The 25,543-nt window shown below is 72.4% G+C and carries 23 protein-coding genes and 1 pseudogene; 14 read left to right on the top strand and 10 right to left on the bottom strand.

Annotated features, from left to right (window positions below):
- Positions 1-309: 309 nt before the first annotated feature.
- The gene (locus D1J63_RS13450; RefSeq protein ID WP_125629066.1) at positions 310-1,938 is read left to right on the top strand and encodes an IS200/IS605 family element transposase accessory protein TnpB; all 1,629 of its coding nucleotides are present in this window, start codon (positions 310-312) and stop codon (positions 1,936-1,938) included.
- A 57-nt stretch (positions 1,939-1,995) separates the two neighbouring features.
- The gene (locus D1J63_RS37655; protein WP_315978891.1) at positions 1,996-2,274 is read left to right on the top strand and encodes a hypothetical protein; all 279 of its coding nucleotides are present in this window, start codon (positions 1,996-1,998) and stop codon (positions 2,272-2,274) included.
- Here D1J63_RS37655 and D1J63_RS13440 read toward each other — a convergent pair.
- Both D1J63_RS13440 and D1J63_RS13435 read right to left on the bottom strand, forming a co-directional pair.
- A pseudogene (locus D1J63_RS13440) lies at positions 2,243-2,446 on the bottom strand (hypothetical protein); the annotation flags it as partial. The gene D1J63_RS37655 and the pseudogene D1J63_RS13440 sit on opposite strands and share 32 nt — an antisense overlap.
- Positions 2,447-2,580: 134 nt before the next feature.
- On the bottom strand, positions 2,581-3,174 hold the full coding sequence (locus D1J63_RS13435) for a DUF4291 domain-containing protein (protein WP_125629065.1): 594 nt from the start codon (positions 3,172-3,174) through the stop codon (positions 2,581-2,583).
- 186 nt (positions 3,175-3,360) lie between these two features.
- Between D1J63_RS13435 and msrA the strand changes: the two genes are divergently transcribed.
- Positions 3,361-3,873 (top strand): peptide-methionine (S)-S-oxide reductase MsrA, encoded by a 513-nt coding sequence (gene msrA / locus D1J63_RS13430; protein ID WP_102931613.1) that lies wholly within the window; start codon positions 3,361-3,363, stop codon positions 3,871-3,873.
- Between the two features lie 66 nt (positions 3,874-3,939).
- Here msrA and D1J63_RS13425 read toward each other — a convergent pair whose 3' ends face one another.
- Entirely contained in the window at positions 3,940-5,058 is a 1,119-nt protein-coding gene (locus tag D1J63_RS13425; protein WP_125629064.1) for a hypothetical protein, read from the bottom strand.
- A gap of 96 nt (positions 5,059-5,154) precedes the next feature.
- Between D1J63_RS13425 and D1J63_RS13420 the strand changes: the two genes are divergently transcribed.
- The gene (locus tag D1J63_RS13420; RefSeq protein WP_125629063.1) at positions 5,155-6,309 is read left to right on the top strand and encodes a cystathionine gamma-synthase; all 1,155 of its coding nucleotides are present in this window, start codon (positions 5,155-5,157) and stop codon (positions 6,307-6,309) included.
- 10 nt (positions 6,310-6,319) lie between these two features.
- Here the strand turns inward: D1J63_RS13420 and D1J63_RS13415 are convergent, their stop codons facing one another.
- From D1J63_RS13415 to D1J63_RS13405, 3 genes are all read right to left on the bottom strand, one after another.
- Positions 6,320-6,577, bottom strand: coding sequence for a hypothetical protein (locus D1J63_RS13415; protein WP_125629062.1), 258 nt, complete (start codon positions 6,575-6,577; stop codon positions 6,320-6,322).
- Positions 6,578-6,692: 115 nt separating this feature from the next.
- A complete protein-coding gene (locus D1J63_RS13410; protein ID WP_102927804.1) occupies positions 6,693-7,199 on the bottom strand; it encodes a sigma factor-like helix-turn-helix DNA-binding protein in 507 nt (168 codons plus the stop codon).
- Between the two features lie 135 nt (positions 7,200-7,334).
- On the bottom strand, positions 7,335-7,841 hold the full coding sequence (locus D1J63_RS13405) for a MarR family transcriptional regulator (RefSeq protein WP_164712830.1): 507 nt from the start codon (positions 7,839-7,841) through the stop codon (positions 7,335-7,337).
- Between the two features lie 163 nt (positions 7,842-8,004).
- Here D1J63_RS13405 and ilvA point away from each other — a divergent pair, with 163 nt between their 5' ends.
- The 3 genes from ilvA (at position 8,005) to D1J63_RS13390 (ending at position 11,287) form a co-directional block, all read left to right on the top strand.
- On the top strand, positions 8,005-9,234 hold the full coding sequence (gene ilvA / locus D1J63_RS13400) for a threonine ammonia-lyase (protein ID WP_125629061.1): 1,230 nt from the start codon (positions 8,005-8,007) through the stop codon (positions 9,232-9,234).
- A gap of 191 nt (positions 9,235-9,425) precedes the next feature.
- Positions 9,426-10,433 carry an ATP-binding cassette domain-containing protein gene (locus D1J63_RS13395; protein ID WP_125629060.1) on the top strand — a complete coding sequence of 336 codons (1,008 nt, stop codon included), beginning with the start codon at positions 9,426-9,428 and terminating at the stop codon, positions 10,431-10,433.
- Positions 10,430-11,287 (top strand): ABC transporter permease, encoded by an 858-nt coding sequence (locus D1J63_RS13390; RefSeq protein ID WP_125629059.1) that lies wholly within the window; start codon positions 10,430-10,432, stop codon positions 11,285-11,287. Before D1J63_RS13395 ends, D1J63_RS13390 begins: the two co-directional genes overlap by 4 nt.
- A gap of 101 nt (positions 11,288-11,388) precedes the next feature.
- Here D1J63_RS13390 and greA read toward each other — a convergent pair whose 3' ends face one another.
- Complete coding sequence (gene greA / locus D1J63_RS13385; RefSeq protein WP_125629058.1) at positions 11,389-11,886, bottom strand: transcription elongation factor GreA; 498 nt, start codon at positions 11,884-11,886, stop codon at positions 11,389-11,391.
- 180 nt (positions 11,887-12,066) lie between these two features.
- Entirely contained in the window at positions 12,067-12,465 is a 399-nt protein-coding gene (locus D1J63_RS13380) for a DUF4307 domain-containing protein (RefSeq protein WP_125629057.1), read from the bottom strand.
- Positions 12,466-12,667: 202 nt separating this feature from the next.
- On the opposite strand from D1J63_RS13380, the gene mca reads away from it, so the two are divergent.
- Together mca and D1J63_RS13370 are read left to right on the top strand one after the other, a co-directional pair.
- Positions 12,668-13,528: a mycothiol conjugate amidase Mca gene (gene mca / locus D1J63_RS13375; RefSeq protein WP_164713176.1), complete on the top strand. Its 861-nt coding sequence runs from the start codon at positions 12,668-12,670 to the stop codon at positions 13,526-13,528.
- The gene (locus D1J63_RS13370) at positions 13,521-13,757 is read left to right on the top strand and encodes a hypothetical protein (protein WP_164712829.1); all 237 of its coding nucleotides are present in this window, start codon (positions 13,521-13,523) and stop codon (positions 13,755-13,757) included. The genes mca and D1J63_RS13370 overlap by 8 nt, the downstream gene beginning before the upstream one ends.
- A gap of 37 nt (positions 13,758-13,794) precedes the next feature.
- Here the strand turns inward: D1J63_RS13370 and D1J63_RS13365 are convergent, their stop codons facing one another.
- On the bottom strand, positions 13,795-17,013 hold the full coding sequence (locus D1J63_RS13365) for a tetratricopeptide repeat protein (RefSeq protein WP_125629054.1): 3,219 nt from the start codon (positions 17,011-17,013) through the stop codon (positions 13,795-13,797).
- A 577-nt stretch (positions 17,014-17,590) separates the two neighbouring features.
- On the opposite strand from D1J63_RS13365, the gene D1J63_RS13355 reads away from it, so the two are divergent.
- The 5 genes from D1J63_RS13355 to D1J63_RS13335 all read left to right on the top strand — a co-directional run bounded on the left by D1J63_RS13355 (position 17,591) and on the right by D1J63_RS13335 (position 25,127).
- Positions 17,591-19,075 (top strand): FAD binding domain-containing protein, encoded by a 1,485-nt coding sequence (locus D1J63_RS13355; protein ID WP_125629053.1) that lies wholly within the window; start codon positions 17,591-17,593, stop codon positions 19,073-19,075.
- Entirely contained in the window at positions 19,072-21,480 is a 2,409-nt protein-coding gene (gene xdhB, locus D1J63_RS13350) for a xanthine dehydrogenase molybdopterin binding subunit (RefSeq protein ID WP_125629052.1), read from the top strand. The genes D1J63_RS13355 and xdhB overlap by 4 nt, the downstream gene beginning before the upstream one ends.
- Position 21,481: 1 nt before the next feature.
- Positions 21,482-22,291, top strand: coding sequence for a xanthine dehydrogenase accessory protein XdhC (xdhC, locus tag D1J63_RS13345; protein WP_125629051.1), 810 nt, complete (start codon positions 21,482-21,484; stop codon positions 22,289-22,291).
- Positions 22,292-22,485: 194 nt separating this feature from the next.
- The gene (locus tag D1J63_RS13340) at positions 22,486-22,989 is read left to right on the top strand and encodes a nucleoside deaminase (RefSeq protein WP_102932100.1); all 504 of its coding nucleotides are present in this window, start codon (positions 22,486-22,488) and stop codon (positions 22,987-22,989) included.
- A 107-nt stretch (positions 22,990-23,096) separates the two neighbouring features.
- Positions 23,097-25,127, top strand: a complete 2,031-nt coding sequence (locus D1J63_RS13335; protein WP_164712827.1) for a thioredoxin domain-containing protein — start codon at positions 23,097-23,099, stop codon at positions 25,125-25,127.
- Between the two features lie 17 nt (positions 25,128-25,144).
- Here D1J63_RS13335 and D1J63_RS13330 read toward each other — a convergent pair whose 3' ends face one another.
- Positions 25,145-25,495 carry a hypothetical protein gene (locus D1J63_RS13330; protein ID WP_125629049.1) on the bottom strand — a complete coding sequence of 117 codons (351 nt, stop codon included), beginning with the start codon at positions 25,493-25,495 and terminating at the stop codon, positions 25,145-25,147.
- Between the last annotated feature and the right edge of the window lie 48 nt (positions 25,496-25,543).

The raw sequence follows: 25,543 nt of genomic DNA, 5'->3' as shown, positions 1-25,543 counted from the left end.
GAAGGACGGCGAGTGGATGTGCACGGCAGCCATTGCTGGATAAGGTCGACCCGCTACAACTGGTTGTGGGGACAACCGGTGGTGGGGGGAGGGCTGACGAGCCATGAGTCGTCGCACCAGGGGTTGGGCACTGCTGATCGTTGACTGCGCGCGAGAGTGCTCTGCCGCGTTTGGGTGAGCATGGTGGTGATGTTGGAAGGTTCTGTCTCCGAGTGGGAATGCGAGTTCGTCTGTCGAATGCGTGACCTGTGGCGGGTGGTTGTCGTTGGGTGGAGTGGGCGGTTCGTAACGGCTGAGTGGGGGTGCGGGGTGGCTGGTCTTCGGGAGCTCGCGGCGCCGTTCGTCGTGCCGGGCCCGTCCGGGGTGGCGGTGCGTACCCGGCTCAAGCAGCTCACCGGCATGGATGTGGAGGTGCTGCGGCAGGTCGGGGCGCATCTGGGTGCGTTGGCGTCCCGTGATCTGAAGGCGCGTTGTCGTCACGGCTTGGGGCATGATGCACGGGCATGGGCGGTGCGGAAGCGGGAGTTGACGCCGGTGTCGTCGTCCCGGTGGGCGGGTGCGATCACCAAGGCGTCGCACGACCAGTGGGCCCTGGCCCGCCGTGGCGCCCACGCTCACATCCAGTCCCTGGAGGCGGGGGTGCGGACCCTGCGGCACCGGTTGTCGCTGCCCGTCGGTGAGAAGGGGTCGAAGCGCACTCCGGGTGGGTGTCGCAGCCGGCGGGAGTGGCATGCCAAATCGCGGCGCCTGCACGTGCTGGAGGACCGCCTGCGGCAGGCACGCGCGGACTGGGCGGCGGGGCGGGTGCGCGTGGTGCGCGGTGGCAAGCTGCTGGCCCGCGCGCGGCACCACCTCGCGGCCGCCGGGCTCACCGAGGCCGGATGGCGTGAGCGGTGGGAAGCCGAGCGGTGGTTTGTGCAGGCGGACGGGGAGTCCGGGAAACGCTTCGGCAACGAGACCATCCGCGTCACCCCGGACGGCGAGGTGTCTCTCCGGCTGCCCGCCCCGCTCGCTCATCTGGCCAACGCCGGGCACGGCCGGTACGTCCTGACCGGCCGGGTGGCGTTCGCGCACCGGGGGCAGGAGTGGGCCGACCGCGTCGCGGCCAACCGGGCCGTCGCCTACCGCATCCACCACGACACGGTGCGCGGACGCTGGTACGTGACCGCCTCGTGGCAGAACCCGGTCACCCGCACTCTCCCTCTGAACGTGGCGCTGGTGGAAGGGGTGATCGGGGTCGACATGAACGCCGATCACCTCGCCGCCTGGCGCCTCGACCTCCACGGCAACCCCGTCGGAGACCCGCGCCGCTTCCCCTACGACCTCACCGGCCCCGCCACCCACCGCGACGCCCAGGTCCGCCACGCCCTGACCCGGCTCCTGCACTGGGCTACCGCCTCCGGTGTGAAGGCCATCGCCGTCGAGGACCTGGACTTCACCGCCGAGAAGACCCGCGAGAAGCACGGCCGGCAGAAGCGGTTCCGGCAGTTGATCTCCGGTATGCCCACCGCACGTCTCCGCGCCCGACTGACCTCCATGGCCGACGCAACCGGCATCACCATCATCGCTGTCGACCCCGCCTACACCAGCCAGTGGGGCGCACAGCACTGGCAGAAACCACTCACCAGCAGTACGCGTAGGACGACCCGGCACGATGCGGCGAGCATCGCGATCGGGCGACGCGCCCAGGGCTACCCCATCCGGCGTCGGACGGCACCGCTCCGCACCCACCAGAGCGATGGATGCGGGCATCGGACCGCCCAGGCCGGACCGGAGACTCCTGGGCGTGAGGGACCCCGCCCCCGTATCCCCGGACCACGGAAACGATCCGTGCCACCGGACACGGCGCGAACGCGGGAGACCAGGACACCCAACACCGTTCGGGATGTCCGCAGCGACCAGGAGTGGGTCCAGGACTCACTCCTGCTCACTGAATAGGAACGGTACGTCGGAATCTGGGCCGAGGAGCGGCAGCGCAGACAGGAAGCCCGGCAGGTGCGGGTCTACGAGCGGCGCGCCGCCCAGAGCTACCGCGAGTACAAGCAGGCCGAGGCGATCCGTCGCACGGAGGAGCTGGACGCACGGGTGACCGCCCTCCAGGGCCTGCTGGCCTCGGGATGCCGGGCCTCGGCCTTCCTGCCCTCCGTACTCATGTGCGGCAAAGAGCCGCAGTCCCTGGTCGAGGTGATGGACGGCGTCGCACGCCGGGAGCCCGACGCCGTGGTCGATGCCGTCAGCATCGGTCCCGGTCCCTGGCGATCTTCTCCCCGGTGACGGCGTCGAAGAGACCGTGACCGTCGTGCGAGACGACCATGACCAGGTCGTGTCCGGTCTCGGGGTGCGTCGCGAAACCGATGCCGAGCAGCCCGCCGACCGCTGCGAAGGCGACGGACCGCCAGGGCTCGGGCGCGGCCACCACGGGTGCCGCGAGCAGCCGGTCCCGCATGGCTCGCTGATACGCCGAAAGCTGCGGCTCACGCGCCGACGCCTCGACGGCGGGCGACTTCTTGGTACGGGACCGACGGGACATCGGGACTCCTTCGCGTGCGGCGTCGTCGCCTGCTCGTCGCCTGCTCGTCCTCACGGTCGCAGGGCGCTCAGCACCGCGTCCGCGGCGGGGTACGGCTGCTCCCGGGGCAGCAGGGCTCGTGCCGCGTCGAGGTCGTCGTTCCGTACGTGCGCGTGGATCTCGTGGACGAGGGGGGTGACGTCACGGATGGCGACCGTCCACTCGTCGGCGTAGCCGCGTGCGGCCTCGCCGGAGAGGCCCAGTTGCAGGGAGCGGTACGGCAGGGGCCGCAGACGCAGGTCGCGCTCCGGGTCCCACTGGACGCGGGTGGGCGAGCTCTTCAACTCGCGTCGCCAGGTCTCCCGGTCGGGGTGCACACCGGGCACGTAGCTCGACAGGCACGCGTGGCGCAGGGCCCAGTCGAAGCCCTCACGGCTGATCTCGACCGCGAGGACGGTCTCCTGGCCCTCCTTGGTGGCCCACCCGCAGCGGTACATCATCCACAGGAACGACGGCTTGATCCACGTCATCCTGTCCCGCTTCCAGGCCGCCGGAAAGCGTCCCTCGCGGGCGGCGGGGAGACCGATCCCGGGGGAATACGCCTGGTAGACGGTGACGGTGTCCGCCGTATGAACCGCCCGAATCTCGCGCTGCGCTTCTTGCATGCCGTACAGCTTCGGCCGGAGGGCCCGCCCGGGCCACCGGTTTTCGGAGGGGACGGCCGCCCCGTCCGGCGGCGTGGAATCGTTGGGGTTCCCCGAGCGTTGCACGCAACGTGGGCATGCAGGCCGGGTGAGGTACGGGCCGAGTGGCCCGGACGACCGAGCCGAGAGATTTTGGAGGGTGCCGCGATGGCTGCGCAGACGCAGAGGGCCGTGCTGGCGGGCGGATGTTTCTGGGGCATGGAGGAGCTGATCCGCCGGCTCCCGGGCGTGACCGCGACCCGGGTCGGTTACACCGGGGGCGACGTGCCGAACGCGACGTACCGCAATCACGGCACGCACGCGGAGGCCATCGAGATCCTCTTCGACCCCGAGGCGACCGACTACCGCGCACTCCTGGAGTTCTTCTTCCAGATCCACGACCCGAGCACGAAGAACCGCCAGGGCAACGACATCGGCCTCAGCTACCGCTCGGCGATCTACTACGTGGACGACGAGCAGAAGCGGATCGCCGAGGACACCATCGCCGACGTGGACGCCTCCGGGCTGTGGCCCGGCAAGGTCGTCACCGAGGTGGAGCCGGTCGGCCCCTTCTGGGAGGCCGAGCCCGAGCACCAGGACTACCTGCAGCGTTACCCGGACGGGTACACCTGCCACTTCCCGCGCCCGGGATGGCGGCTGCCCGCCCGCACCGAGGGCTGAGGGACTCCCGGAGAGACGGTCCGGCCGGAGCACCGGCCGGACCGTCCGCATGAGCGCGCCCGGCGCTCAGTGCGGCAGCGTGGCCGGACTGCCGCCGTTCGCCTCGTACCCCGCCACCGCCAGCGCGCGATAGACCGCGAACTCCGCCGCCGGGTCGGCCGACAGGGTCCACGGCAGTGCGCCGACGTGCCCGTCTATGACCGTCAGCTGGTTCATCGCCTCGGCCCAGCGCTCGCCGCGGACCAGGAAGAAGACCAGGAGATGGCGGACGTGCGCCTGCATCGGGTCGTCCGGGCGGGCCGAGTGCACCGCGTGCAGCGCGCCGTGGACGGCCTTGGTGACGACCTCGCTCTGGTAGAAGCCGCTGACCAGGTTGACCTCGGGCAGGTGCTCGAAGACCGCGAAGAGCGGCATCGCCGCCAGCAGCGACCCCCGCGGGGCGCGTGCGGCCGCCGCCTCCGCGAAGGAGTACGCCAGCTCGCGCGAGCCGTGCCACTTCTCGCACCAGTACTGCAGGGCGGCCAGGTGCGCGCCCATGTGGTTGGGGGCGCGGTCCAGGATCTTCAGCCAGAGCTGCTCGAACTCCTCGCGCGAGTAGCCGAGACCGCGGGCCACCGACAGCTCGACGAGGTACGGGATCGGGTCCCCGGGCGCGAGAAGGGCCGCCTCGCCGCAGGCGGCCTTCGCCTCCTCCATGATGATCCGGAACTCGTCCGTGCCCGGCGTCGCCGTCCGCCACGCCTGCTGCACCAGGAACTCGGCGTGCACCGCCGCGCCGCCCGCGTCCTTGGGCGCCTCCGCCCGCCACACCCGCAGCCACTGCCCGCCCGGCGTCTCGCCGACACCGCCGGGCCGCTGCCGCAGCTCCAGAGAGGCGGCGCCCGCGAAGGCCTGTACGCGCTGCCAGCGCCGCTCGCCCTCCGCCTCCGTGCCGGCGAGGAGCTGCTGCGCCCCCCGGTAGTCCTGGGTGCGCTGCACCAGGTCGAGGACGTCCAGGAGGTCCTGGTCGGGACCGGGCATGCGGACGTCCAGCTCCTCCTCGCGGGCGAAGCCGTAGTTCGCGGGGTCGGCGGCGTCCGGGTGGCCGGGCTCGACCAGGCCGACCGCGCCGCGACGGCGCCGCGAGAGTTGGAGCAGCACGAAGCCGAGCATGACCAGTGCCATCAGGACCCAGAGAATCTCCATGTCTCAAGCGAACCAGACGCCGCCGACAATTGGCCAACCTGTCCCGCGCCCTGTGGACAACGCGCGAGGCGTTCCGCACGGCTACCCTCGGTGCCCATGAGCGACAGGCACATCAGTCAGCACTTCGAGACGCTCGCGATTCACGCGGGCAACACCGCCGACCCCCTGACGGGCGCGGTCGTCCCGCCCATCTACCAGGTGTCGACCTACAAGCAGGACGGCGTCGGCGGACTGCGCGGCGGCTACGAGTACAGCCGCAGTGCCAACCCGACCCGTACGGCGCTGGAGGAGAACCTCGCCGCCCTGGAGGGCGGCCGTCGCGGTCTCGCGTTCGCGTCCGGACTGGCGGCCGAGGACTGCCTGTTGCGCACGCTGCTGCGTCCCGGCGACCACGTGGTGATCCCGAACGACGCGTACGGCGGCACCTTCCGCCTCTTCGCCAAGGTCGCCACCCGGTGGGGCGTGGAGTGGTCGGTGGCCGACACGAGCGACGCCGCCGCCGTGCGGGCCGCCCTCACCCCGAAGACCAAGGCGGTGTGGGTCGAGACGCCCTCCAACCCGCTGCTCGGCATCACCGACATCGCGCAGATCGCGCAGGTCGCCCGGGACGCCGGCGCCCGGCTCGTCGTCGACAACACCTTCGCCACCCCGTACCTCCAGCAGCCGCTGGCCCTCGGCGCGGACGTCGTCGTGCACTCCCTGACCAAGTACATGGGCGGCCACTCCGACGTGGTCGGCGGCGCGCTGATCGTGAACGACCAGGAGCTGGGCGAGGAGCTGGCCTTCCACCAGAACGCGATGGGCGCGGTCGCCGGGCCCTTCGACTCCTGGCTGGTGCTGCGCGGCACCAAGACCCTCGCCGTGCGCATGGACCGCCACAGCGAAAACGCGACGAAGGTCGCCGAGACGCTCTCGCGGCACGCGCGCGTGACGAGCGTGCTCTACCCGGGGCTGCCCGACCACCCGGGGCACGAGGTCGCCGCCAAGCAGATGAAGGCGTTCGGCGGCATGGTCTCCTTCCGCGTCGAGGGCGGCGAGCAGGCGGCCGTCGAGGTGTGCAACCGCGCGAAGGTCTTCACGCTCGGCGAGTCCCTGGGCGGCGTCGAGTCGCTGATCGAGCACCCGGGCCGGATGACGCACGCCTCCGCCGCGGGCTCGGCCCTGGAGGTGCCCGCCGACCTGGTGCGGCTGTCGGTCGGCATCGAGAACGCCGACGACCTGCTGGCCGACCTCCAGCAGGCGCTCGGCTAGGAAGCGGGGCTCACCAGCCCTCCCAGTCGGTCACTGGTGGGGTCGTCTCCGAGGGCGGCTCCACCCACGGCTGCACGGTCAGCGCCCACACCGCGAACGCCACGGCCGCGGCGCCCAGGAGCAGCCACAGCAGGCGCCGGACGGCCCTCCTGCGGCGCAGTATGCGGCCGCCGCGGCGGACGGCCTCCGCGCAGAGGTCGGGCGGCACCCTCGGCGGCGACTGCTCCATGATCTCTCGCGCGGCGGCCTCGCGCCCGGCGCGGTTCACCGGCACTCCCGCCCGCGCCACACGCGCGTGCCCGTCGTGGCGGGGCCGGTCGTGGCGATGCCCTTCGCGCACGTCGTCGTGGTCGTGCCCGTACGGCGGCCGTCCCTCCCGCCCGTCACGGCGTCGCCGCCTTCGCCTTCGCCGTCACCGGCCGGGGCGGTGCGGGCGGCGGGTGCAGCAGGGTGGCCGTCGCCCGGTCGCAGATCGTGCGGATGCGGTCCACCGGCAGGCCCAGCAGCGCGGACGCCTGTTCCTCGGCGACGCCCTCGTACAGCCTGAGCACCAGGATCAGCCGTTCGTGCGGGTCGAGTACGCCCAGCGTGCCCCCGGGGCGCCGGCGCATCCTGTCGAGCACGCCGTACCGGTGCCAGATCTCGCGGGCGAAACGGGTGGCCAGGTACTGGCGGGCGCGGTCGTACGGGTCCTCCCCGTGCAGCCGGTCCCAGCCCGCGTACGTGTGGGCCAGACTCAGCGCCAGCAGGCGCCGCGCGCGCGGGTTGGCGTCCGGAGCCTCGGCGGTGAGCAGGGTGGCGGCATGCAGCAGCCGCCCTGCCGCGCCCGCGACGAACGCCTCGAACTCGCGGGCCCGACGGGCACTGTGGGACGCATGCCGGTCTCGCACCGCGCCTCCCGCCCAGACGGCGACGACCCCTGAGGTCTCATATCAGGCCAGGGGCGGCCCGCCGGTCAAGGGTTCGGTCGAACCCCGCCGTCGAAAGCTCCCGAAAGCCCTGGGACCCCGTCCCCGAAGGGCCGTTCAGGAGCCCGAGGACGCACCAGGGGCCGCCGCGCCGGAGGGGGCCATACGGGCGGACAGGGCGCCGTTGAAGCGGGACAGGAGCGCGCAGAACGCCTCGCGCTCCTCCGGGGCCCAGTCGCGCGTCAGCTCGGCCATGAGCTGACGCCGGGAGGAGCGGACCTCCTCGAGCCGTGCCACGCCGCGCGGGGACAGCTGGAGGACCACCGCGCGTCCGTCCTCGGGGTGGGAAGTGCGCTTGACGAGTCCGGTGTCGACCAGCGGGGCCACCTGCCGGGTGACCGTCGAGGAGTCGATGCCCATGCTCGCGGCGAGCGCCTTCACACCCATCGGGCCCTCTGTGTCGAGGCGGTTGAGCAGCAGGTAGGCGGCGCGGTCCATGGAGTTGCGCACCTGCCCGACCCCGCCGAGCCGGGTCTGCTCGGCGCGGCGGGCGAAGAGCGCGACCTCGTGCTGGAGCGTCTCGAGAAGACCGGTGTCACCGGCGGTCGTCATGTCCATCGACATTTCAGGCGTTGTGGGCATGGCCGGGGGCTCACTTCGTGGAGGGCTGCTAATTGGGGGACAGGGTACGCGGCCGGACGGCAGGGCGTACCTGCGCCGGACAAAGCGGGTCTCGGAGGTTGGTCACAACGCCGCGCGGCGGCCGGGAACTGCGATGCTGGAGGTTATGAGCTACAGCACAGCGCCCCGCGTCGCTCCGGTCACCCTCGACGACGTGCGCGGAGCCCAGAAGATGCTCTCGGGCGTGGCGCGGGTGACGGCGATGGAGGGCAGCCGGCACCTGTCGCAGCTGGTCGGCTCCCCGGTGCACTTCAAGTGCGAGAACCTCCAGCGGACCGGCTCCTTCAAGCTGCGCGGCGCCTACGTGCGGATCGCCGGGCTGCTGCCCGAGCAGCGTGCCGCGGGCGTGGTCGCGGCGAGCGCGGGCAACCACGCGCAGGGCGTGGCGCTGGCGTCGTCGCTGCTGGGCGTGCGGTCGACGGTGTTCATGCCGAAGGGGGCGCCGCTGCCGAAGATCAGCGCGACCCGCGAGTACGGCGCCGAGGTGCGGCTGCACGGCCAGGTGGTGGACGAGACGCTGGCCGCCGCCCAGGAGTACGCCGAGCGGACCGGCGCGGTGTTCATCCACCCCTTCGACCACCCCGACGTCATCGCGGGCCAGGGCACGGTCGGGCTGGAGATCCTGGAACAGTGTCCCGAGGTGCGGACCGTCGTGGTCGGCATCGGCGGCGGCGGGCTGGCGGCCGGCATCGCGGTCGCGGTCAAGGCGCTGCGGCCCGACGTGCGGATCGTGGGCGTGCAGGCGGAGGGCGCGGCGGCGTACCCGCCCTCGCTGGCGGCGGGGCGCCCGGTGGCCGTCGAGAACCCGGCGACGATGGCGGACGGCATCAAGGTCGGGCGGCCCGGTGACGTGCCGTTCGGGATCGTCGGCGAGCTGGTGGACGAGGTCCGCACCGTCTCCGAGGACGAGCTGTCCACCGCCCTGCTGCTGTGCCTGGAGCGGGCCAAGCTGGTCGTGGAACCGGCCGGGGCGAGCCCGGTGGCGGCGCTGCTGAGCGCGCCGGACGCCTTCGCGGGGCCGGTGGTGGCGGTCCTGTCCGGCGGCAATGTGGACCCGGTGCTGATGCAGGGCGTGCTGCGGCACGGCATGGCCGCACAGGGCCGCTACCTGGCGGTCCGGCTGCGGCTGACGGACCGGCCCGGGGCCCTCGCCACGCTTCTGGGGGTGTTGTCAGTGGTCGACGCTAACGTCCTCGATGTGAGCCACGTCCGAACCCATCCGCGGCTCGGGCTCACGGAGGCGGAGGTCGAACTGCACCTGGAGACGAAGGGACCGGAGCACTGCGCCGAGGTCGGCCGGGCCCTGCGCGAGGCGGGCTACACGGTCATCGACTAGCCGCCTGCGAGCCGGCCCGGGCCTCCGAGCAGGGGCGACAGAAACTTCGTCACTCGTTCGAGCAACTGCATTGTGAGACGCGATACATCGCGTTATGGTGTGTCGTAGCCGCTCGCCAAATCACTCGCTGAGCGCGGCGAAACGCACAAACCTAGGCTTTCCGAAGAATCCCCGACGACGTGGAGACTCATATGCCAGGCGCCATCTATGCCGAAGGCCTGGTGAAGACCTTCGGCGATGTAAGGGCTCTGGACGGCGTCGACCTCGACGTGCCCGAGGGCACGGTCCTCGGCCTGCTCGGGCCGAACGGCGCGGGCAAGACCACCGCCGTCCGCTGCCTCACGACCCTGCTGCGCCCCGACAGCGGCAAGGCGGTCGTCGCGGGCATCGACGTCCTCAGGCAGCCCAACGAGGTACGGCGTTCCATCGGCCTCTCCGGCCAGTTCGCGGCGGTCGACGAATACCTGACCGGCCGGGAGAACCTGCAGATGGTCGGGCAGCTCTACCAGATGAAGAGCAGGGCCGCGAAGGCCCGGGCCGGCGAGCTGCTCGACCAGTTCCACCTGTCCGACGCCGCCGACCGCCCGACGAAGACCTACTCGGGAGGCATGCGCCGCCGGCTCGACCTGGCGGCCGCCCTGGTGGTCTCACCGCCCGTCATGTTCATGGACGAGCCCACCACCGGCCTCGACCCCCGCAACCGGCAGGAGCTGTGGGAGGTCATCAAGCAGCTGGTCGCCGGCGGCACGACCCTGCTGCTGACCACGCAGTATCTGGAGGAGGCCGACCACCTCGCGCACGACATCGCCGTCGTCGACCACGGCCGCGTCATCGCCCGCGGCACCTCCGACCAGCTCAAGGCCCGCACCGGGGGAGAGCGCGTCGAGGTCGTGGTCCACGAGCGCGACCGCATCGGGACGGCCTCCGAAGTGCTCGCCGGATTCGGCAAGGGCGCGACCACCGTCGAGGAGCACACCCGCAAGCTGACCGTCCCCGTCACCGGCGGCGCGAAGCTGCTCGCCGAGGTCATCCGCGAACTCGACACCCGCGGCATCGAGATCGACGACATCGGTCTGCGCCGCCCCACCCTCGACGACGTCTTCCTCTCCCTCACCGGCCATGTGGCCGAGGCCGAGGACGAGACGAACGGTCCGGCGGGCGACGCCGGCCATGAGCAGGAGAAGGAGACCGCCAAGTGAGCGCCGCCACCGACGCGCCGCCGGTCACGGCGCCCGCCAACCCCATCGGCCAGTCCCTGCGGGACTCGCTGGTCATCGCCCGCAGAAACCTGATCCGGATGACCCGGATCCCGGAGATGGTCCTGTTCGGGATCATCCAGCCGGTGATGTTCGTCATCCTGTTCACATACGTCTTCGGCGGTTCCATCAAGGTCGGCAGCACCACCGACTCGGACGTCTACAAGGACTTCCTGATGGCGGGCATCTTCGCGCAGACCGTCACCTTCGCCACCGCCGGATCGGCCGCCGGTATTGCCGACGACATGCAGAAGGGGCTCGTCGACCGCTTCCGGTCCCTGCCGATGGCGCGCGGCGCCGTGCTGACCGGGCGGACCGTCGCGGACCTGGTGCAGACGTCGATCACCCTGCTCGTCCTGGCGATCGTCGCGCTGCTCGTGGGCTGGCGCACCGGGTCCGCGGAGCCGACCAACATCGGGAGGGTGCTCGCGGGCTTCGGGCTGCTGCTGCTCCTGGGATACGCCTTCACGTGGATCGGCGCCCTGATCGGCCTATCCGTCCGGACGCCGGAGGCGGCGACCTCCGGCGGGATCATCTGGCTGTTCCCCGTCACCTTCGTGTCCAACGCCTTCGTCGACCCCACCCAGATGACGCCGTGGCTCCGCCATGTCGCCGAGTGGAACCCGTTCAGCGCGGTCGTCCAGGCGTGCCGCGAGCTGTTCGGGAACCCGGGGGTCGTGGAGTCGGACGCCTGGCCCATGCAGCACCCGGTCTGGGCGACGCTCACCTACTCGATCGTGATCGTCCTGATCTTCCGGACCCTGGCGGTGCGCAAGTACCGCCGGGCGGCCGGCTGACGCCGAGATCGGGAGAGACGACCGGTCGGCAGGGCGGCAGGACGACGACAAGCCCCCGGCGTCACGGGGACACCGGGGGCTCGTTGGCGGTGGGCGGGGGGTCAGCCGTTGTACGGCTCCGCCTTGAGGATCTTCACCGAGGCCATCTTGCCGTTCGGCAGCTCGTACTCGGCGTCGTCGCCGACCTTGTGGCCGATGACGCCCGAGCCCAGCGGGGACTGCGGGGAGTAGGTCTCGATGTCCGAGCTCGCGTACTCGCGCGAGGCGAGCAGGAAGGACAGCGTGTCGTCCTCGTCACCGTCGAAGGCGATCGTGACGACCATGCCGGGCGCCACCTCGCCGCCGGCGGCCGGGGCCTCACCGACCTTGGCGCTCTCGAGCAGCTGGGTCAGCTGGCGCACGCGGAGCTCCTGCTTGCCCTGCTCTTCCTTCGCCGCGTGGTACCCGCCGTTCTCACGCAGGTCCCCCTCCTCGCGAGCCGCGGCGATCTTGGCAGAGATCTCGGTGCGCGCAGGACCAGTAAGGTATTCAAGCTCCTCCTTGAGCTTGTTGTACGCCTCCTGGGTCAGCCAGGTGACGTTCTCGCTGGTCTGGGTCACGGGTGCTCCTCGTTGGTACTGGGAATACAAATCAACGCCCTACCCAGAAGGATGTTCCTTCACGGAAGGGCGAAACCACGAGCCTAACAATTGAGTGGCCAAAGGGGGAGGACATAAGCCACCAGATTCATGTCACCCCAGGTCAGGCGACAGGTATTGGCGCCCGGGACCCCCGCCGGATCACTCCGGGTGGCAGCCGAGCAGCTCGGCCGTCGTCCCCGCGGCCTTGGTCCGCAGGGTGACGACCTTGTCGATGCGGGTCTCGTCCCCGGCGAAGCGGAAGTCGGCCCGGCCCACCTCGTCGCCGTCCTCCGCCTGGGAGCGCACCGTGCAGTAGCCGGTGACACCGGCGTCCTTGCGGACCTCCAGGTGCACCTGCACCGAGTCATCGGCGAGTTCGAACCCGATCAGCTCACCGCTGATCTTGTTCTGGCCGACGTAGTGGTAGCCGAACCAGCCGATCAGGGCGAGCAGGAGCGCGCCGAGCACGGCGCCGACGACCTTGAGCGTGCGGTCGGCCTGCTCGTCCGAGGAGCGGCCGTAGCGGCCCTGGGGCGTCCGCGTGCTCGCCGTGCTCATGATCGTCCTCTCCGCGGGAGCGGGTCCGGGTCCGGGCCCGGAATTATTCCGCTCCCGATTCGGTCACTATAGAAGCCTCCCGCCCGCCACCCGACCGCCGCCCCTCAACGACGCCCCTACGGGGCGGCACCTTCAAATCGCGCCTGCGCACACAGGGCGCCGACTGACCGAGGATTGAGTCTTGACTGACCAGCTGCGACTGATGGCCGTCCACGCACACCCCGACGACGAGTCGAGCAAGGGCGCGGCCACCATGGCGAAGTACGTGTCCGAGGGGGTGGACGTGCTGGTGGTGACCTGCACGGGCGGGGAACGCGGCTCCATCCTCAACCCGAAGCTCCAGGGGGACGCGTACATCGAGGAGAACATCCACGAGGTGCGCAGGAAGGAGATGGACGAGGCCCGCGAGATCCTGGGCGTGGGGCAGGAATGGCTCGGCTTCGTCGACTCCGGCCTGCCCGAGGGCGACCCGCTGCCGCCGCTGCCGGAGGGCTGCTTCGCCCTGGAGGACGTCGACAAGGCGGCCGGTGAGCTGGTGCGGAAGATCCGCTCCTTCCGGCCCCAGGTGATCACCACCTACGACGAGAACGGCGGTTACCCGCACCCCGACCACATCATGACCCACAAGATCACGATGGTGGCCTTCGAGGGCGCGGCCGACACCGAGAAGTACCCGGAGGTCGAGTACGGACCGGCGTACCAGCCGCTGAAGGTCTACTACAACCAGGGCTTCAACCGGCCCCGCACCGAGGCGCTGCACAACGCGCTGCTGGAGCGCGGCCTGGAGTCGCCCTACGAGGACTGGCTCAAGCGCTGGGCGGAGTCCGAGCGCAAGGAGCGCACCCTGACCACGCACGTGCCCTGCGCGGACTTCTTCGAGATCCGCGACAAGGCGCTGATCGCCCACGCCACGCAGATCGACCCCGACGGGGGCTGGTTCCGGGTGCCGATGGAGATCCAGAAGGAGGTCTGGCCCACCGAGGAGTACGAGCTGGCCAAGTCCCTCGTGGAAACCTCCCTCCCCGAGGACGACCTCTTCGCGGGCATCCGCGACAATGCCTGACATGAGTGCAAGCGCAAGCCTGGCAATGACGCACCTCGTCACTCTCGCCGAGCTCGACGAGGACAAGGTCACCCCCGGCGTCCTCGGGTTCATCGTGTTCGCGGTGATGGCTCTGGCGGTGTGGGGACTGATGAAGTCCATGAACCGCCACATGGGCAAGGTGGACTTCAAGGAGCCGGGCGAGCCGGACGCGTCCGGCGGCCCGGAGGCGAAGCCCCAGCGGGGCTGACCCCCGGGAGCCGTCCCGAGGGCGGGCGGGCCCGGTCTCAGGCCGTGACCGCCACGCCCATCACCTCCCTCGCCTGGCGGCCCGGGACCATGCCCAGACGCCAGGCCTGCCAGCCCGCCTCCAGCTGCACGCCGCGCTCCAGGAGGAGCTGGTAGGCGTCCACGTAGTCGTCCAGCTTGGCGTCGCGGGCACTGTGCCGGGCGCGGGCCAGCTGGGCCAGTTCCTCCTGCGCCACCGCCGTACCGACCTCCACCCCGCCGGGGGCGGCGTACGGCAGCAGCGTGCAGCGCAGGAAGCGGGCCCAGTCCTCGCCCCGCCGGTCGCCGTATCCGGCGAAGAGGGCGGCGGCCTCGTCGCACAGGGCCAGGGCCTGCGGCGTACGGGCGTTGCCCGCGTCCACGACGGCCAGCTCCAGGCACGTCCACGCCTCGCCGTGCCCGACGCCGATGCGCTGGAAGTCGGCGCGGGCGTCGACCAGGAGCTGGCGGGCGAAGCCGGAGTTGCGCAGCGAACCGGTCTGGGCGGCCCGCTGGTCCCGGGTGACCCGTGCCGAGTGGTGCCGGGCGCAGGCCAGGCCGTACACGTCCCGCATGCGGGAGAACATCGTGCGGGAGCGTTCCAGCTCGCGCACCGACTGGTCCAGGTCGCCGGTCTCCTCCAGCGCCTGGCCCAGGTAGTAGACCGTCCAGGCCTCGCCGCGGGCGTCCTCGTTCTCGCGGTGCCGGGCCGCCGCGCGCCGCAGCTCGTCCACCGCCTCCAGGGCGTCGCCGCCCACCATGCGGGCCCGCGCCAGCTGGGTCAGCGCCCAGGCCTCGCCGCGCGCGTCCTGAGTGCGGCCGTACAGGTCCAGGGCCGCCCGCAGATCCGACTCCGCGCCCGGCACGTCGCCCATGCGCAGGTGCAGCTGGCCGAGCTGGAAGTGGGCCCACGCCTGGCCGTGCACCGACTCGCCCGCGCGGTGCAGCACCAGTGACTCGGTGAGCAGTTCCAGGGCCTCGGCCAGCCGGGCCCGGTCGCGCTGCACCGCCGCCAGCGCGTGCAGCGTCCACGCCCGGTCCGTGGCCAGCTCCGGCGCGGCCTGCAGGTCCAGCGCCTCCTGGAGCTTGGCCGCCGCGTCGGTCAGATTGCCCTGGTGGTGCAGCGTGATCCCCAGCGAACACAGGGCGCGCGCCGCACCGGCGTCGTGGTGGGCGTCCCGGTACAGGTCGACCACGGAGGCCAGCGTCGTACGCGCCTTGTCCAGCTCGCCGAGCTGCCGGGCCGCGATACCGGTGCGCCACTGCACCGAGCGCACCAGCAGCCCCTGGTCCACGGACTGCGCCAGCTCGCTGATCTCACCGAGCCGGTAGAGGTCGCCGCGCAGCAGGCAGTAGTCGCACAGCGCGCCCAGCAGGTTCAGCACCGCGCCCTGGTCGACGCCCTCCGCGTGCCGGAGCGCCGCCGTGATGAAGCTCGACTCGTCGTCCAGCCAGCGCAGCGCCTCGTCCAGGGACGTGAAGCCGTACTGCCCGAACTGGTTGGAGCGGGTCGACATGTTGCCGTCGACCAGGCGCAGCACGGAGTCGGCCAGCTCGGCGTAGTTCGCGATGAGCCGTTCCTGCGCGGCCGTCCGCTCACCGGGCTCCTCCTCGTCGGCGAGCCGGGCGCGGGCGAAGGCGCGCACCACGTCGTGCAGGCGGTAGCGGCTGCCCCGTACGTGGTCGATCAGGCCCGCCCGCGACAGCGCCGCCAGCTGCCGGGTCGCCTCCGACTCGTCCGTGGCCAGCAGCGCGGCGGCCGCGGCGGCGCCCAGCGAGGTGCGCCCCGCGAGCGCCAGCCGGCGCAGCAGCCGCCGGGCCGGCTCCGACTGGTCGGTGTAGCGCAGCCACAGCGCCCGCTCGACCGGCTCCACGGGACCGTAGGCGCCCAGGTCGGTCGCCAGCGCGCGCGGCGAGCGCGGCCCCAGCGCCGACCCGGCGATCCTGAGCGCCAGCGGCAGCCCGCCGCACAGCTGCCGGATCAGCTCGCTCGACTCGGCGTCGTACGGCCCCGACGCGTCCTCCGCCGCGGCGCCCAGCAGCTCCTCCGCGCCCGCCGCGTCCAGCGCCTCGACGGGCAGGTCGTACACCCGCGCCGGCAGGTCGGGCGGGAGCCGCAGCGCCTCCCGCGCGGTGACCAGCACCAGGCTGTCCGAGCGCTCCGGGACCAGCGCCCGTACCTGCTCGGGGTCCGAGGCGTCGTCGAGGACGACGGTGACCGGGACGCCCGTCAGATGCTGGTGGTACAGCTCGCTGAGCCGCTTGACCTGCTGGTCCGCGGAGGACCGCTCCCGGAACAGCAGCTGCTCGCGCGGCGCCCCGAGCCGGTTCAGCAGGTGCAGCAGGGCGTCCCGGGTGCTGAGCGGCGACCCGCCGCCCGTCCTCGAACCGCCCGCCCCCGACCCGGTCCCGCGCAGGTCGACCAGGCAGGCTCCGCGGAAGTAGTCCCGCAGCTCGTGGACGGCCCGCACGGCCAGCGTCGTACGGCCGCTGCCCGGCGGTCCGTGCAGGACCACCACCGTCGGCTTGGTCTCCGTGCTCGCGCGGGCCGCCTGCACCCACTGCCGCAGCCGCGCCATCTCCTGTCGCCGGCCGGCGAACGGACCGTCCGCCACGGGAAGCTGCGCGAACGACTGCTCCAGCGCGCTGCGCCCCCGCGCGGCCGCGCTCTTGTCGGCGCCCCGCAGCTTCGGCCCGGTCTTGGCCGGCCCGGTGGACGCGGCGAGCATCCGCTGCTGGTCCAGGAACGGACGGATGCCGCGCACCTCCAGCGCGGTCAGCCACTGCAGCCGCAGCTGCTCGGGCCCGCCGGGCTGGCTGACCGCCCCGGCGCGGTGATGGGCGGCCGGCACATGGGTCCCGACCACCTTCAGCACGGTCGCCGCCGCGCCGACGGCCCCGACCGTCACTCCCGCGCCCACCGCGGTTCCGGTGCCCGTGCCGAGCGCCACGTCGGCGATCACCGCGGCGACGGCCGCCACGCCGGCCACCAGCAGGGGCGTGCCGGCGCCCTCACGGGCGTAGCGCTCGCGGAAGGTGAGCTGTCCGGCGGCGGCCTCGTCGAGGGCGTGGGTGTAGGCCGCGTACTCCTCGCCGGCCGTCCCGGCCATCGCGTCCAGCGCCGCGCGGGCCCGGGAGAGCAGTACGTTCCCGTCCGTGCGTCCGCCCGAGCGCCGTACCTCCTCCTCCACGGCCCGCCTGAGCAGCCCTTCGGCCTCCGCCCGATGACTGTCCCGCATGTCGCGCCCCCTCCGGCGGCATCGGTGTCCTGCCGGTCCGCCCCGGGCGCCCCGGTGGCCCCGGGCGTCCCAGGGCCCTCCCGGCCCGTTCCCGGGTCCTTCCCCGGTTGCACGTCGCTCAAGTGTCCTGCGGCGAGGAGACCCTGGGGAGACGTCTTCGGCACCGGTTTCCCGCCCGCGCCTCTCCGGGCGGGAAATTCAACGAATTCCTCTCTTGACCCCGGTGACCGAAGCCACTAATTTGCCAGGGAAGCAGACCCATGACTACCGACAGGAGGCGATCGGCGGATGTACACCAACTCCGATCTGAGTCGCCTCGCCCGCCGCACCGTGTGGGTTTCGGGCCGGGTCGCGCACGGCTGCTGACACGCCGTTCCCCCGTGCCCTGACAGGGCACGTTCCGGGTTTCCCCTTCACTCGTGCACCTCTGCACGTCTTCTGTACCTCTTCACGGCATGCCCTGTCGCGTGCCGACGCGCGCTCGCTTTTCTTGCGCGGCGCGTCCGAACAGAGAAAGCTGCCTGAAATTGGCGAACATGATGAATCGACGTGTCCCGAGTCGAAATGAAGGTCGGTCATGACAGCGGCACGGATCACCGTCAACGGAAAAGAAGCGCCGATCGCACCGGCCGCGCCCCACACCACGGTCCTCGACTTCCTGCGTGAGCGCGGCCTGACCGGCACCAAGGAGGGCTGTGCCGAGGGCGAGTGCGGCGCCTGCTCGATCCTGGTGGCCCGCCCCGGGGTGAACAAGCCCACCGACTGGGTGCCGGTCAACGCCTGCCTGGTCCCGGTCGCGGCGCTCGACGGCCAGGAGGTCGTCACCTCCGAGGGCCTCGCCACCGTCGAGGCGCCGGGCACGCCGCCCGTCCTGCACCCGGTGCAGGAGGAGATGGCGGTCCGCGGCGGCTCCCAGTGCGGCTACTGCACGCCGGGCTTCATCTGCAGCATGGCGGGCGAGTACTACCGCCCCGACCGCTGCGCGCACGCGGAGCAGGGTCCGGACGCGGCCGAGGGCGCCGACGGCACCGACGCCGAGCACGGCCCGAACGGCTTCGACCTGCACGCGCTCAGCGGCAACCTGTGCCGCTGCACCGGCTACCGGCCCATCCGCGACGCCGCGTTCGCCGTCGGCGCGCCCACCGACGACGACCCGCTGGCCCGGCGCCGCGACCAGGCCCCGCCCGCGCCCGTCGCCACCGAGTACCGCCAGGACGACAGCGCCTTCGTCCGCAAGGGCACCCTGGCCGAGACGCTGCGGCTGCTGCGCGAGCGGCCCGACGCGGTGGTGGTCGCCGGAAGCACCGACTGGGGCGTCGAGGTCAACATCCGCTCCCGCCGCGCGGACTGCGTGGTCGCCGTCGACCGGCTGCCCGAACTGCGGGAACTGCGCGTCGAGTCCGACCACGTCGAGATCGGCGCGGCGCTCACGCTCACCGAGATCGAACGACGCCTGGACGGCACCGTCCCGCTGCTGGCGCAGCTGTTCCCGCAGTTCGCGTCCCGGCTCATCCGCAACGGCGCCACCCTCGGCGGCAACCTGGGCACCGGCTCGCCCATCGGCGACAGCCCGCCGGTGCTGCTCGCGCTGGAGGCGTCACTCGTGCTCGCCGACGCCGACGGTGAGCGCGAGGTGCCGCTGGCCGAGTACTTCACCGGGTACCGGCAGAGCGTGCGCCGTCCCGGCGAGCTGATCCGCGCGGTGCGTCTCCCGCTGCCGCAGGCGCCGGTCACCGCCTTCCACAAGATCGCCAAGCGGCGCTTCGACGACATCTCCAGCGTCGCCGTCGCCTTCGCGCTCGACGTCGAGGGCGGCACCGTCCGCAAGGCCCGCATCGGGCTCGGCGGCGTGGCCGCCACCCCGGTCCGCGCCCTGGCCACCGAGGCCGCCCTGGAGGGCCGGCCGTGGACCACCGAGACCGCCGAGGCCGCGGCCGAGGTGCTGCGGGGCGAGGGTACGCCGATGAGCGACCACCGCGCCAGCGCCGGCTACCGCGCCGCGATGCTCGGCCAGAGCCTGCTGAAGCTGTACGCCCAGACCACCGAGGCGGTGCCGTCATGAGCCACCTGTCCGAGCGTCCCGAGAAGCCCGTCGTCGGCGTCTCCATGCCGCACGAGAGCGCCGTCCAGCACGTCACCGGCACCGCGCTCTACACCGACGACCTGGTCCAGCGCACCAAGGACGTCCTGCACGCCCACCCCGTCCAGGTCATGAAGGCCCGCGGCCGGGTCACGGCCGTCCGCACCGAGGCCGCCCTCGCGGTGCCCGGCGTGGTGCGCGTGCTGACCGGCGCCGACGTGCCCGGCGTCAACGACGCCGGCATGAAGCACGACGAGCCGCTCTTCCCCGACGAGGTCATGTTCCACGGCCACGCGGTCGCCTGGGTGCTCGGCGAGACGCTGGAGGCGGCCAGGATCGGCGCGGCGGCCGTCGAGGTGGACCTCGAAGAACTGCCCTCCGTGATCACGCTCCAGGACGCCATCGCGGCGGACAGCTACCACGGCGCCCGTCCGGTCATGACGCACGGCGACGTCGACGCGGGCTTCGCCGACTCCGCCCACGTGTTCACCGGCGAGTTCCAGTTCTCCGGGCAGGAGCACTTCTACCTGGAGACGCACGCGGCGCTCGCCCAGGTCGACGAGAACGGGCAGGTGTTCATCCAGAGCAGCACCCAGCACCCGTCCGAGACCCAGGAGATCGTCTCGCACGTGCTCGGGGTGCCCGCCCACGAGGTGACCGTGCAGTGCCTGCGGATGGGCGGCGGCTTCGGCGGCAAGGAGATGCAGCCGCACGGCTTCGCGGCCGTCGCCGCGCTCGGCGCCAAGCTGACCGGCCGTCCGGTGCGGTTCCGGCTCAACCGGACCCAGGACCTGACCATGTCCGGCAAGCGGCACGGCTTCCACGCCACCTGGAAGATCGGCTTCGACGCCGATGGCCGTATCCAGGCCCTCGACGCCACCCTGGTCGCCGACGGCGGCTGGAGCCTGGACCTGTCCGAGCCGGTCCTCGCCCGGGCGCTGTGCCACATCGACAACACGTACTGGATCCCCAACGCCCGCGTCGCCGGCCGCATCGCCAAGACCAACACGGTCTCCAACACCGCCTTCCGCGGCTTCGGCGGACCGCAGGGCATGCTGGTGATCGAGGACATCCTGGGCCGCTGCGCGCCGCGCCTCGGTCTCGACCCCCGGGAGCTGCGGGAACGCAACTTCTACCGGCCGGGCCAGGGCCAGACCACGCCGTACGGGCAGCCGGTCACGCAGCCCGAGCGGATCACCGCCGCCTGGCAGCAGGTGCTGGAGAAGGCGGGCTTCGCCGACCGCGAGCGCGAGATCGCCGCCTTCAACGCCGCGCACCCGCACACCAAGCGGGCCCTCGCGATCACCGGCGTGAAGTTCGGCATCTCGTTCAACCTCACCGCCTTCAACCAGGGCGGCGCGCTGGTGCTGATCTACAAGGACGGCTCCGTCCTGATCAACCACGGCGGCACCGAGATGGGCCAGGGCCTGCACACCAAGATGCTGCAGGTGGCCGCGACCACGCTGGGCATCCCGCTGCACAAGGTGCGCCTCGCCCCGACCCGCACCGACAAGGTGCCCAACACCTCCGCCACCGCGGCCAGTTCCGGTGCCGACCTCAACGGCGGGGCGGTCAAGAACGCCTGCGAGCAGCTGCGCGAACGGCTCCTGCGGGTGGCCGCCTCGCAGCTCGGCGCGAACGCCTCGGACGTGCGCATCGTCGAGGGCGTCGCGCGCACCCTGGGCAGCGACCAGGAGCTGGCCTGGGACGACCTCGTACGCACCGCGTACTTCCAGCGGGTCCAGCTCTCCGCGGCCGGCTACTACCGGACCGAGGGGCTGCACTGGGACGCCGCGACGTTCCAGGGGTCGCCGTTCAAGTACTTCGCCATCGGCGCCGCCGCGACCGAGGTGGAGGTGGACGGCTTCACCGGCGCCTACCGCATCCGGCGCGTCGACATCGTGCACGACGTCGGCGACAGCCTCTCCCCGCTGATCGACATCGGTCAGATCGAGGGCGGCTTCGTCCAGGGCGCGGGCTGGCTGACGCTGGAGGACCTGCGCTGGGACACCGGCGACGGCCCGAACCGGGGCCGGCTCCTCACCCAGGCGGCGAGCACGTACAAGCTGCCGAGCTTCTCGGAGATGCCCGAGGAGTTCAACGTCACCCTCCTGGAGAACGCCACCGAGGAGGGAGCCGTGTTCGGCTCCAAGGCGGTCGGCGAGCCCCCGCTGATGCTGGCGTTCTCGGTGCGCGAGGCGCTGCGGCAGGCCGCCGCCGCGTTCGGGCCGAAGGGGACCGGCGTCGAGCTGGCCTCGCCCGCCACGCCGGAGGCGGTGTACTGGGCCATCGAGTCGGCCCGGCAGGCCGGGAACGCCGACGCCCGCGAAGAAGCGGCCGTCGGCGGCGCGGCCCGCACCGGCGTGGAAGCGCTGAGCGGTGCCTGACATGACGTGGGTCGCCGCGGTCGCGCGGTTGCGGGCACGCCGGGAGTCCGGCGTGCTCGTGACCGTGGCGACCGTGCGCGGCCACGCCCCGCGCGACGCCGGGGCCAAGCTCGTCGTGGGACACACCGAGACGTGGGGCTCGATCGGCGGCGGCAACGTCGAGGCCGTGGCGATCGACCGGGCCCGGGAGATGATCACCACGTCCAGGGTCGAACCGGAGCTGCTCGACTTCGCCCTGAACGACAAGGTGACCAACCAGCACGGCGTGCAGTGCTGCGGCGGCGCCGTCTCGGTGCTGCTCGAACCGCTGCCCGTGGTCCGGGCGGTGGCGATCTTCGGCGTCGGCCACGTCGGCCTGGAGCTGGCGCGCATCCTGGCCCGCCAGGACCTCGACCTCCACCTGGTCGACAACCGCTCCGACATGCTCACCGAGGAGCGCCTCGGCGTGCTGGCGGACGCGGTGGCGCAGGTGCACACGCACCACACGCCGCTGCTGCCCGAGGAAGTGCTGGCGCAGCTGCCGCGCGGCACCCACGTGCTGATCATGACCCACGACCACGCCGAGGACGCCGCCCTGTGCGACGCGGCCCTGCGCACGGACCACCTCGGGTCCATAGGACTCATCGGATCGGCGGCCAAGTGGGCCCGCTTCCGCAAGCGCCTCGCCACCGAGGGCGGCCACGACGACGCCGTCATCGACCGGATCAAGACGCCGATCGGACTGGCCGACATCACCGGCAAGGAGCCCGCGACCATAGCCGTGAGCGTCGCGGCCGACCTGCTGCGCACCTTCGAGGCCGGCGGGGAGTGACCCCCTGCGGGGCCGGTCGCCGGCGCCTGTAGGAATCTACGAACCGCCGGTCGCAGCCCGTCCGTAGTTCATGTTTTCGGCCCCTGGCCGGGTCTCGCCGCCGAGTTGTGTACTGCTCCTACGCCTCCTCCCCGTGAAGCGCCCCGGCCCGCACGCCGTACTCCCGCACGCCGCATGCCCAAGAAGGAGCACGCATGACCACCGACACCCTCGAGACCGGCATCCGCGAGTTCGAGCGCGCCTGGATGGACAAGGCCATCGACCTGGCCACCACCAGCGTCCGCAACGGCGGCGGCCCCTTCGGCGCCCTCATCGCCCGGGGCGAAGAGATCATCGCCCTGGGCAACAACCAGGTCACCGCCGGCCTCGACCCCACCGCCCACGCCGAGGTCAGCGCCATCCGCGCCGCCTGCAAGGCGCTCGACACCTTCAGCCTGCAGGGCTGCACCCTCGTCACGTCCTGCGAGCCCTGCCCGATGTGCCTCTCCTCGGCCCTGTGGGCCCGCGTCGACCGCCTCGTCTTCTCCGCCGACCGCCACGACGCCGCCGTGGCCGGCTTCGACGACCGCAAGTTCTACGACCTGTTCGAGAAGCGGCCGCAGGCGAACTGGCCGATGACCGTGGAACACCTCGACCTGCCCCACCGCACCCAGCCGTTCGACGCCTGGATCGCCAAGACCGACCGCGTCGACTACTGAGCCGGCCCCCGCGAAGAGCCTCTCCCGGGGCTCCCGCTGCCCCGTCCGTGCGCCACTCCCACCGTGGCGTTTGGCCGGGGCAGCGGCGTGTGCGCAAGGATGGAGCCATGCCCAACCGACTTGCGCAGGCGACGTCCCCCTACCTCCTCCAGCACGCGGAGAACCCGGTCGACTGGTGGCCGTGGGAGGCCGAGGCGTTCGAGGAGGCCCGGCGGCGCGACGTCCCCGTGCTGCTGAGCGTCGGCTACAGCGCCTGTCACTGGTGCCACGTCATGGCGCACGAGTCGTTCGAGGACGGGCCCACCGCCGAGTACCTCAACTCGCACTTCGTGAGCGTCAAGGTCGACCGCGAGGAGCGTCCCGACGTCGACGCCGTCTACATGGAGGCCGTGCAGGCGGCCACCGGGCAGGGCGGTTGGCCCATGACCGTCTTCCTCACCCCGGACGCCGAGCCCTTCTACTTCGGCACCTACTTCCCGCCCGAGCCCCGCCACGGCATGCCCTCCTTCCGCCAGGTGCTCCAGGGCGTCCAGCAGGCCTGGGCGGAGCGGCGCGACGAGGTGAGCGAGGTCGCCGGGAAGATCGTGCGGGACCTCGCCGGGCGGGAGATCTCCTACGGCGACGCCCAGGCGCCCGGCGAGGAGCAGCTCGGGCAGGCGCTGCTCGGCCTCACCCGGGAGTACGACGCCGAGCGCGGCGGGTTCGGCGGGGCGCCGAAGTTCCCGCCGTCCATGGCGATCGAGTTCCTGCTGCGCCACCACGCCCGCACCGGCGCCGAGGGCGCGCTCCAGATGGCGGCCGACACCTGCGAGCGGATGGCCCGCGGCGGCCTCTACGACCAGCTCGGCGGCGGCTTCGCCCGCTACTCCGTGGACCGCGAGTGGGTCGTGCCCCACTTCGAGAAGATGCTGTACGACAACGCCCTGCTGTGCCGGGTCTACGCCCACCTGTGGCGGGCCACCGGGTCGGACCTCGCCCGCCGGGTCGCGCTGGAGACCGCCGACTTCATGGTGCGGGAACTGCGCACCGCCGAGGGCGGGTTCGCCTCCGCGCTGGATGCCGACAGCGACGACGGCACGGGCCGGCACGTCGAGGGCGCGTACTACGTGTGGACGCCCGCGCAGCTCACCGAGGTCCTCGGCGCCGAGGACGCGGAACTGGCCGCGCAGTACTTCGGCGTGACCGAGGAGGGCACCTTCGAGCACGGCGCCTCCGTACTGCAACTGCCGCAGCAGGAGGGCGTCTTCGACGCCGCGCGGATCGCGTCGGTCCGGCAGCGGCTGCTGGCCGCGCGGGACGGGCGCCCCGCCCCGGGCCGGGACGACAAGGTGGTCGCCGCCTGGAACGGCCTGGCGATCGCCGCACTCGCCGAGACCGGCGCCTACTTCGAGCGCCCCGACCTGGTCGAGGCCGCCGTCGCCGCCGCCGACCTGCTGGTGCGGCTGCACCTCGACGAGCAGGTCCGGCTCACCCGCACCAGCAAGGACGGCCGGCCCGGTGCCAACGCCGGGGTGCTGGAGGACTACGCCGACGTGGCCGAGGGCTTCCTCGCACTGGCGTCGGTCACCGGGGAGGGCGTCTGGCTGGACTTCGCCGGCTTCCTGCTCGACCACGTCCTGACCCGGTTCCGCGACGAGTCCGGCTCCCTCTACGACACCGCCGCCGACGCCGAGCAGCTGATCCGCCGCCCGCAGGACCCCACCGACAACGCCACGCCGTCCGGCTGGAGCGCCGCCGCGGGCGCCCTGCTGACGTACGCCGCGCACACCGGCTCCGAGCCGCACCGCACGGCCGCCGAGCACGCCCTCGGCGTGGTGAAGGCGCTCGGCCCGCGCGTCCCGCGCTTCATCGGCTGGGGCCTGGCCGCCGCCGAGGCGCTGCTCGACGGCCCCCGGGAGGTCGCCGTCGTCGGACCGGCGCCCGCCGACCCCGCCGCACGCGGCCTGCACCGCACGGCGCTGCTGGGGACGGCGCCCGGGGCGGTCGTCGCCTTCGGCACCGAGGGCAGCGACGAGTTCCCGCTGCTCGCCGACCGGCCCCTGGTGGGCGGTGGGGCGGCCGCCTACGTCTGCCGGAACTTCACCTGCGACGCGCCGACCACCGACCCGGAGCGGCTGCGCGCCGCACTGGGCGACTGAGGCGGCCGGCGAGCACGTCAGGCCCCGGCGAGGATCAGCGCGCCCAGCGTCAGCTGCGCGCCCCACTGCAGGAGGACGGCCGCGCACCTGGCGGGGACCCACCGGGCGCGCGGCCAGGCCAGGGCCAGGACGCCCAGGGCGGCCGAGGCCCAGAAGCAGGCCCACAGGGCGTCGCCGGGCACGCGCGAGCACTGCTCGCCGTACGTCAGGCAGCGGCTGCCGCGCTCGGAGGCGAGTACGGCGATCCAGGCGAGGACGACGGTCGGCAGGAGCAGGACGAGCCCGGCCACCGAGCCGATGGTCAGGGCGCGGGCGTTGAGCTGTGCGTGGGTGAGCTGCGCGGCCGGGAGGCGGGACGAGGCGGTCATGCCGTCCATCCCACCGCGCCGGCCGGCCCCCGGTGATCGGCGCAACCG

The sequence above is a fragment of the Streptomyces sp. KPB2 genome (assembly GCF_003950055.1).
Classification (GTDB): Bacteria; Actinomycetota; Actinomycetes; order Streptomycetales; family Streptomycetaceae; genus Streptomyces; species Streptomyces salinarius.
Note: the sequence above shows the minus strand (reverse complement) of the source record. Positions and strands in the feature narration are given on the sequence as shown.

Coding starts and splice junctions, on each gene's coding strand:
- ilvA (WP_125629061.1), top strand. CDS start 8,005: ATGAGCTACAGCACAGCGCCCCGCGTCGCTCCGGTCACCCTCGACGAC.
- mca (WP_164713176.1), top strand. CDS start 12,668: ATGGCCGTCCACGCACACCCCGACGACGAGTCGAGCAAGGGCGCGGCC.
- xdhB (WP_125629052.1), top strand. CDS start 19,072: ATGAGCCACCTGTCCGAGCGTCCCGAGAAGCCCGTCGTCGGCGTCTCC.
- D1J63_RS13420 (WP_125629063.1), top strand. CDS start 5,155: ATGAGCGACAGGCACATCAGTCAGCACTTCGAGACGCTCGCGATTCAC.
- D1J63_RS13395 (WP_125629060.1), top strand. CDS start 9,426: ATGCCAGGCGCCATCTATGCCGAAGGCCTGGTGAAGACCTTCGGCGAT.
- D1J63_RS13355 (WP_125629053.1), top strand. CDS start 17,591: ATGACAGCGGCACGGATCACCGTCAACGGAAAAGAAGCGCCGATCGCA.
- D1J63_RS13405 (WP_164712830.1), bottom strand. CDS start 7,841: ATGTCGATGGACATGACGACCGCCGGTGACACCGGTCTTCTCGAGACG.
- D1J63_RS13335 (WP_164712827.1), top strand. CDS start 23,097: ATGCCCAACCGACTTGCGCAGGCGACGTCCCCCTACCTCCTCCAGCAC.
- D1J63_RS13330 (WP_125629049.1), bottom strand. CDS start 25,495: ATGACCGCCTCGTCCCGCCTCCCGGCCGCGCAGCTCACCCACGCACAG.
- xdhC (WP_125629051.1), top strand. CDS start 21,482: ATGACGTGGGTCGCCGCGGTCGCGCGGTTGCGGGCACGCCGGGAGTCC.
- D1J63_RS13370 (WP_164712829.1), top strand. CDS start 13,521: ATGCCTGACATGAGTGCAAGCGCAAGCCTGGCAATGACGCACCTCGTC.
- D1J63_RS13425 (WP_125629064.1), bottom strand. CDS start 5,058: ATGGAGATTCTCTGGGTCCTGATGGCACTGGTCATGCTCGGCTTCGTG.
- D1J63_RS13435 (WP_125629065.1), bottom strand. CDS start 3,174: ATGCAAGAAGCGCAGCGCGAGATTCGGGCGGTTCATACGGCGGACACC.
- D1J63_RS13340 (WP_102932100.1), top strand. CDS start 22,486: ATGACCACCGACACCCTCGAGACCGGCATCCGCGAGTTCGAGCGCGCC.
- D1J63_RS13365 (WP_125629054.1), bottom strand. CDS start 17,013: ATGCGGGACAGTCATCGGGCGGAGGCCGAAGGGCTGCTCAGGCGGGCC.
- msrA (WP_102931613.1), top strand. CDS start 3,361: ATGGCTGCGCAGACGCAGAGGGCCGTGCTGGCGGGCGGATGTTTCTGG.
- D1J63_RS13380 (WP_125629057.1), bottom strand. CDS start 12,465: ATGAGCACGGCGAGCACGCGGACGCCCCAGGGCCGCTACGGCCGCTCC.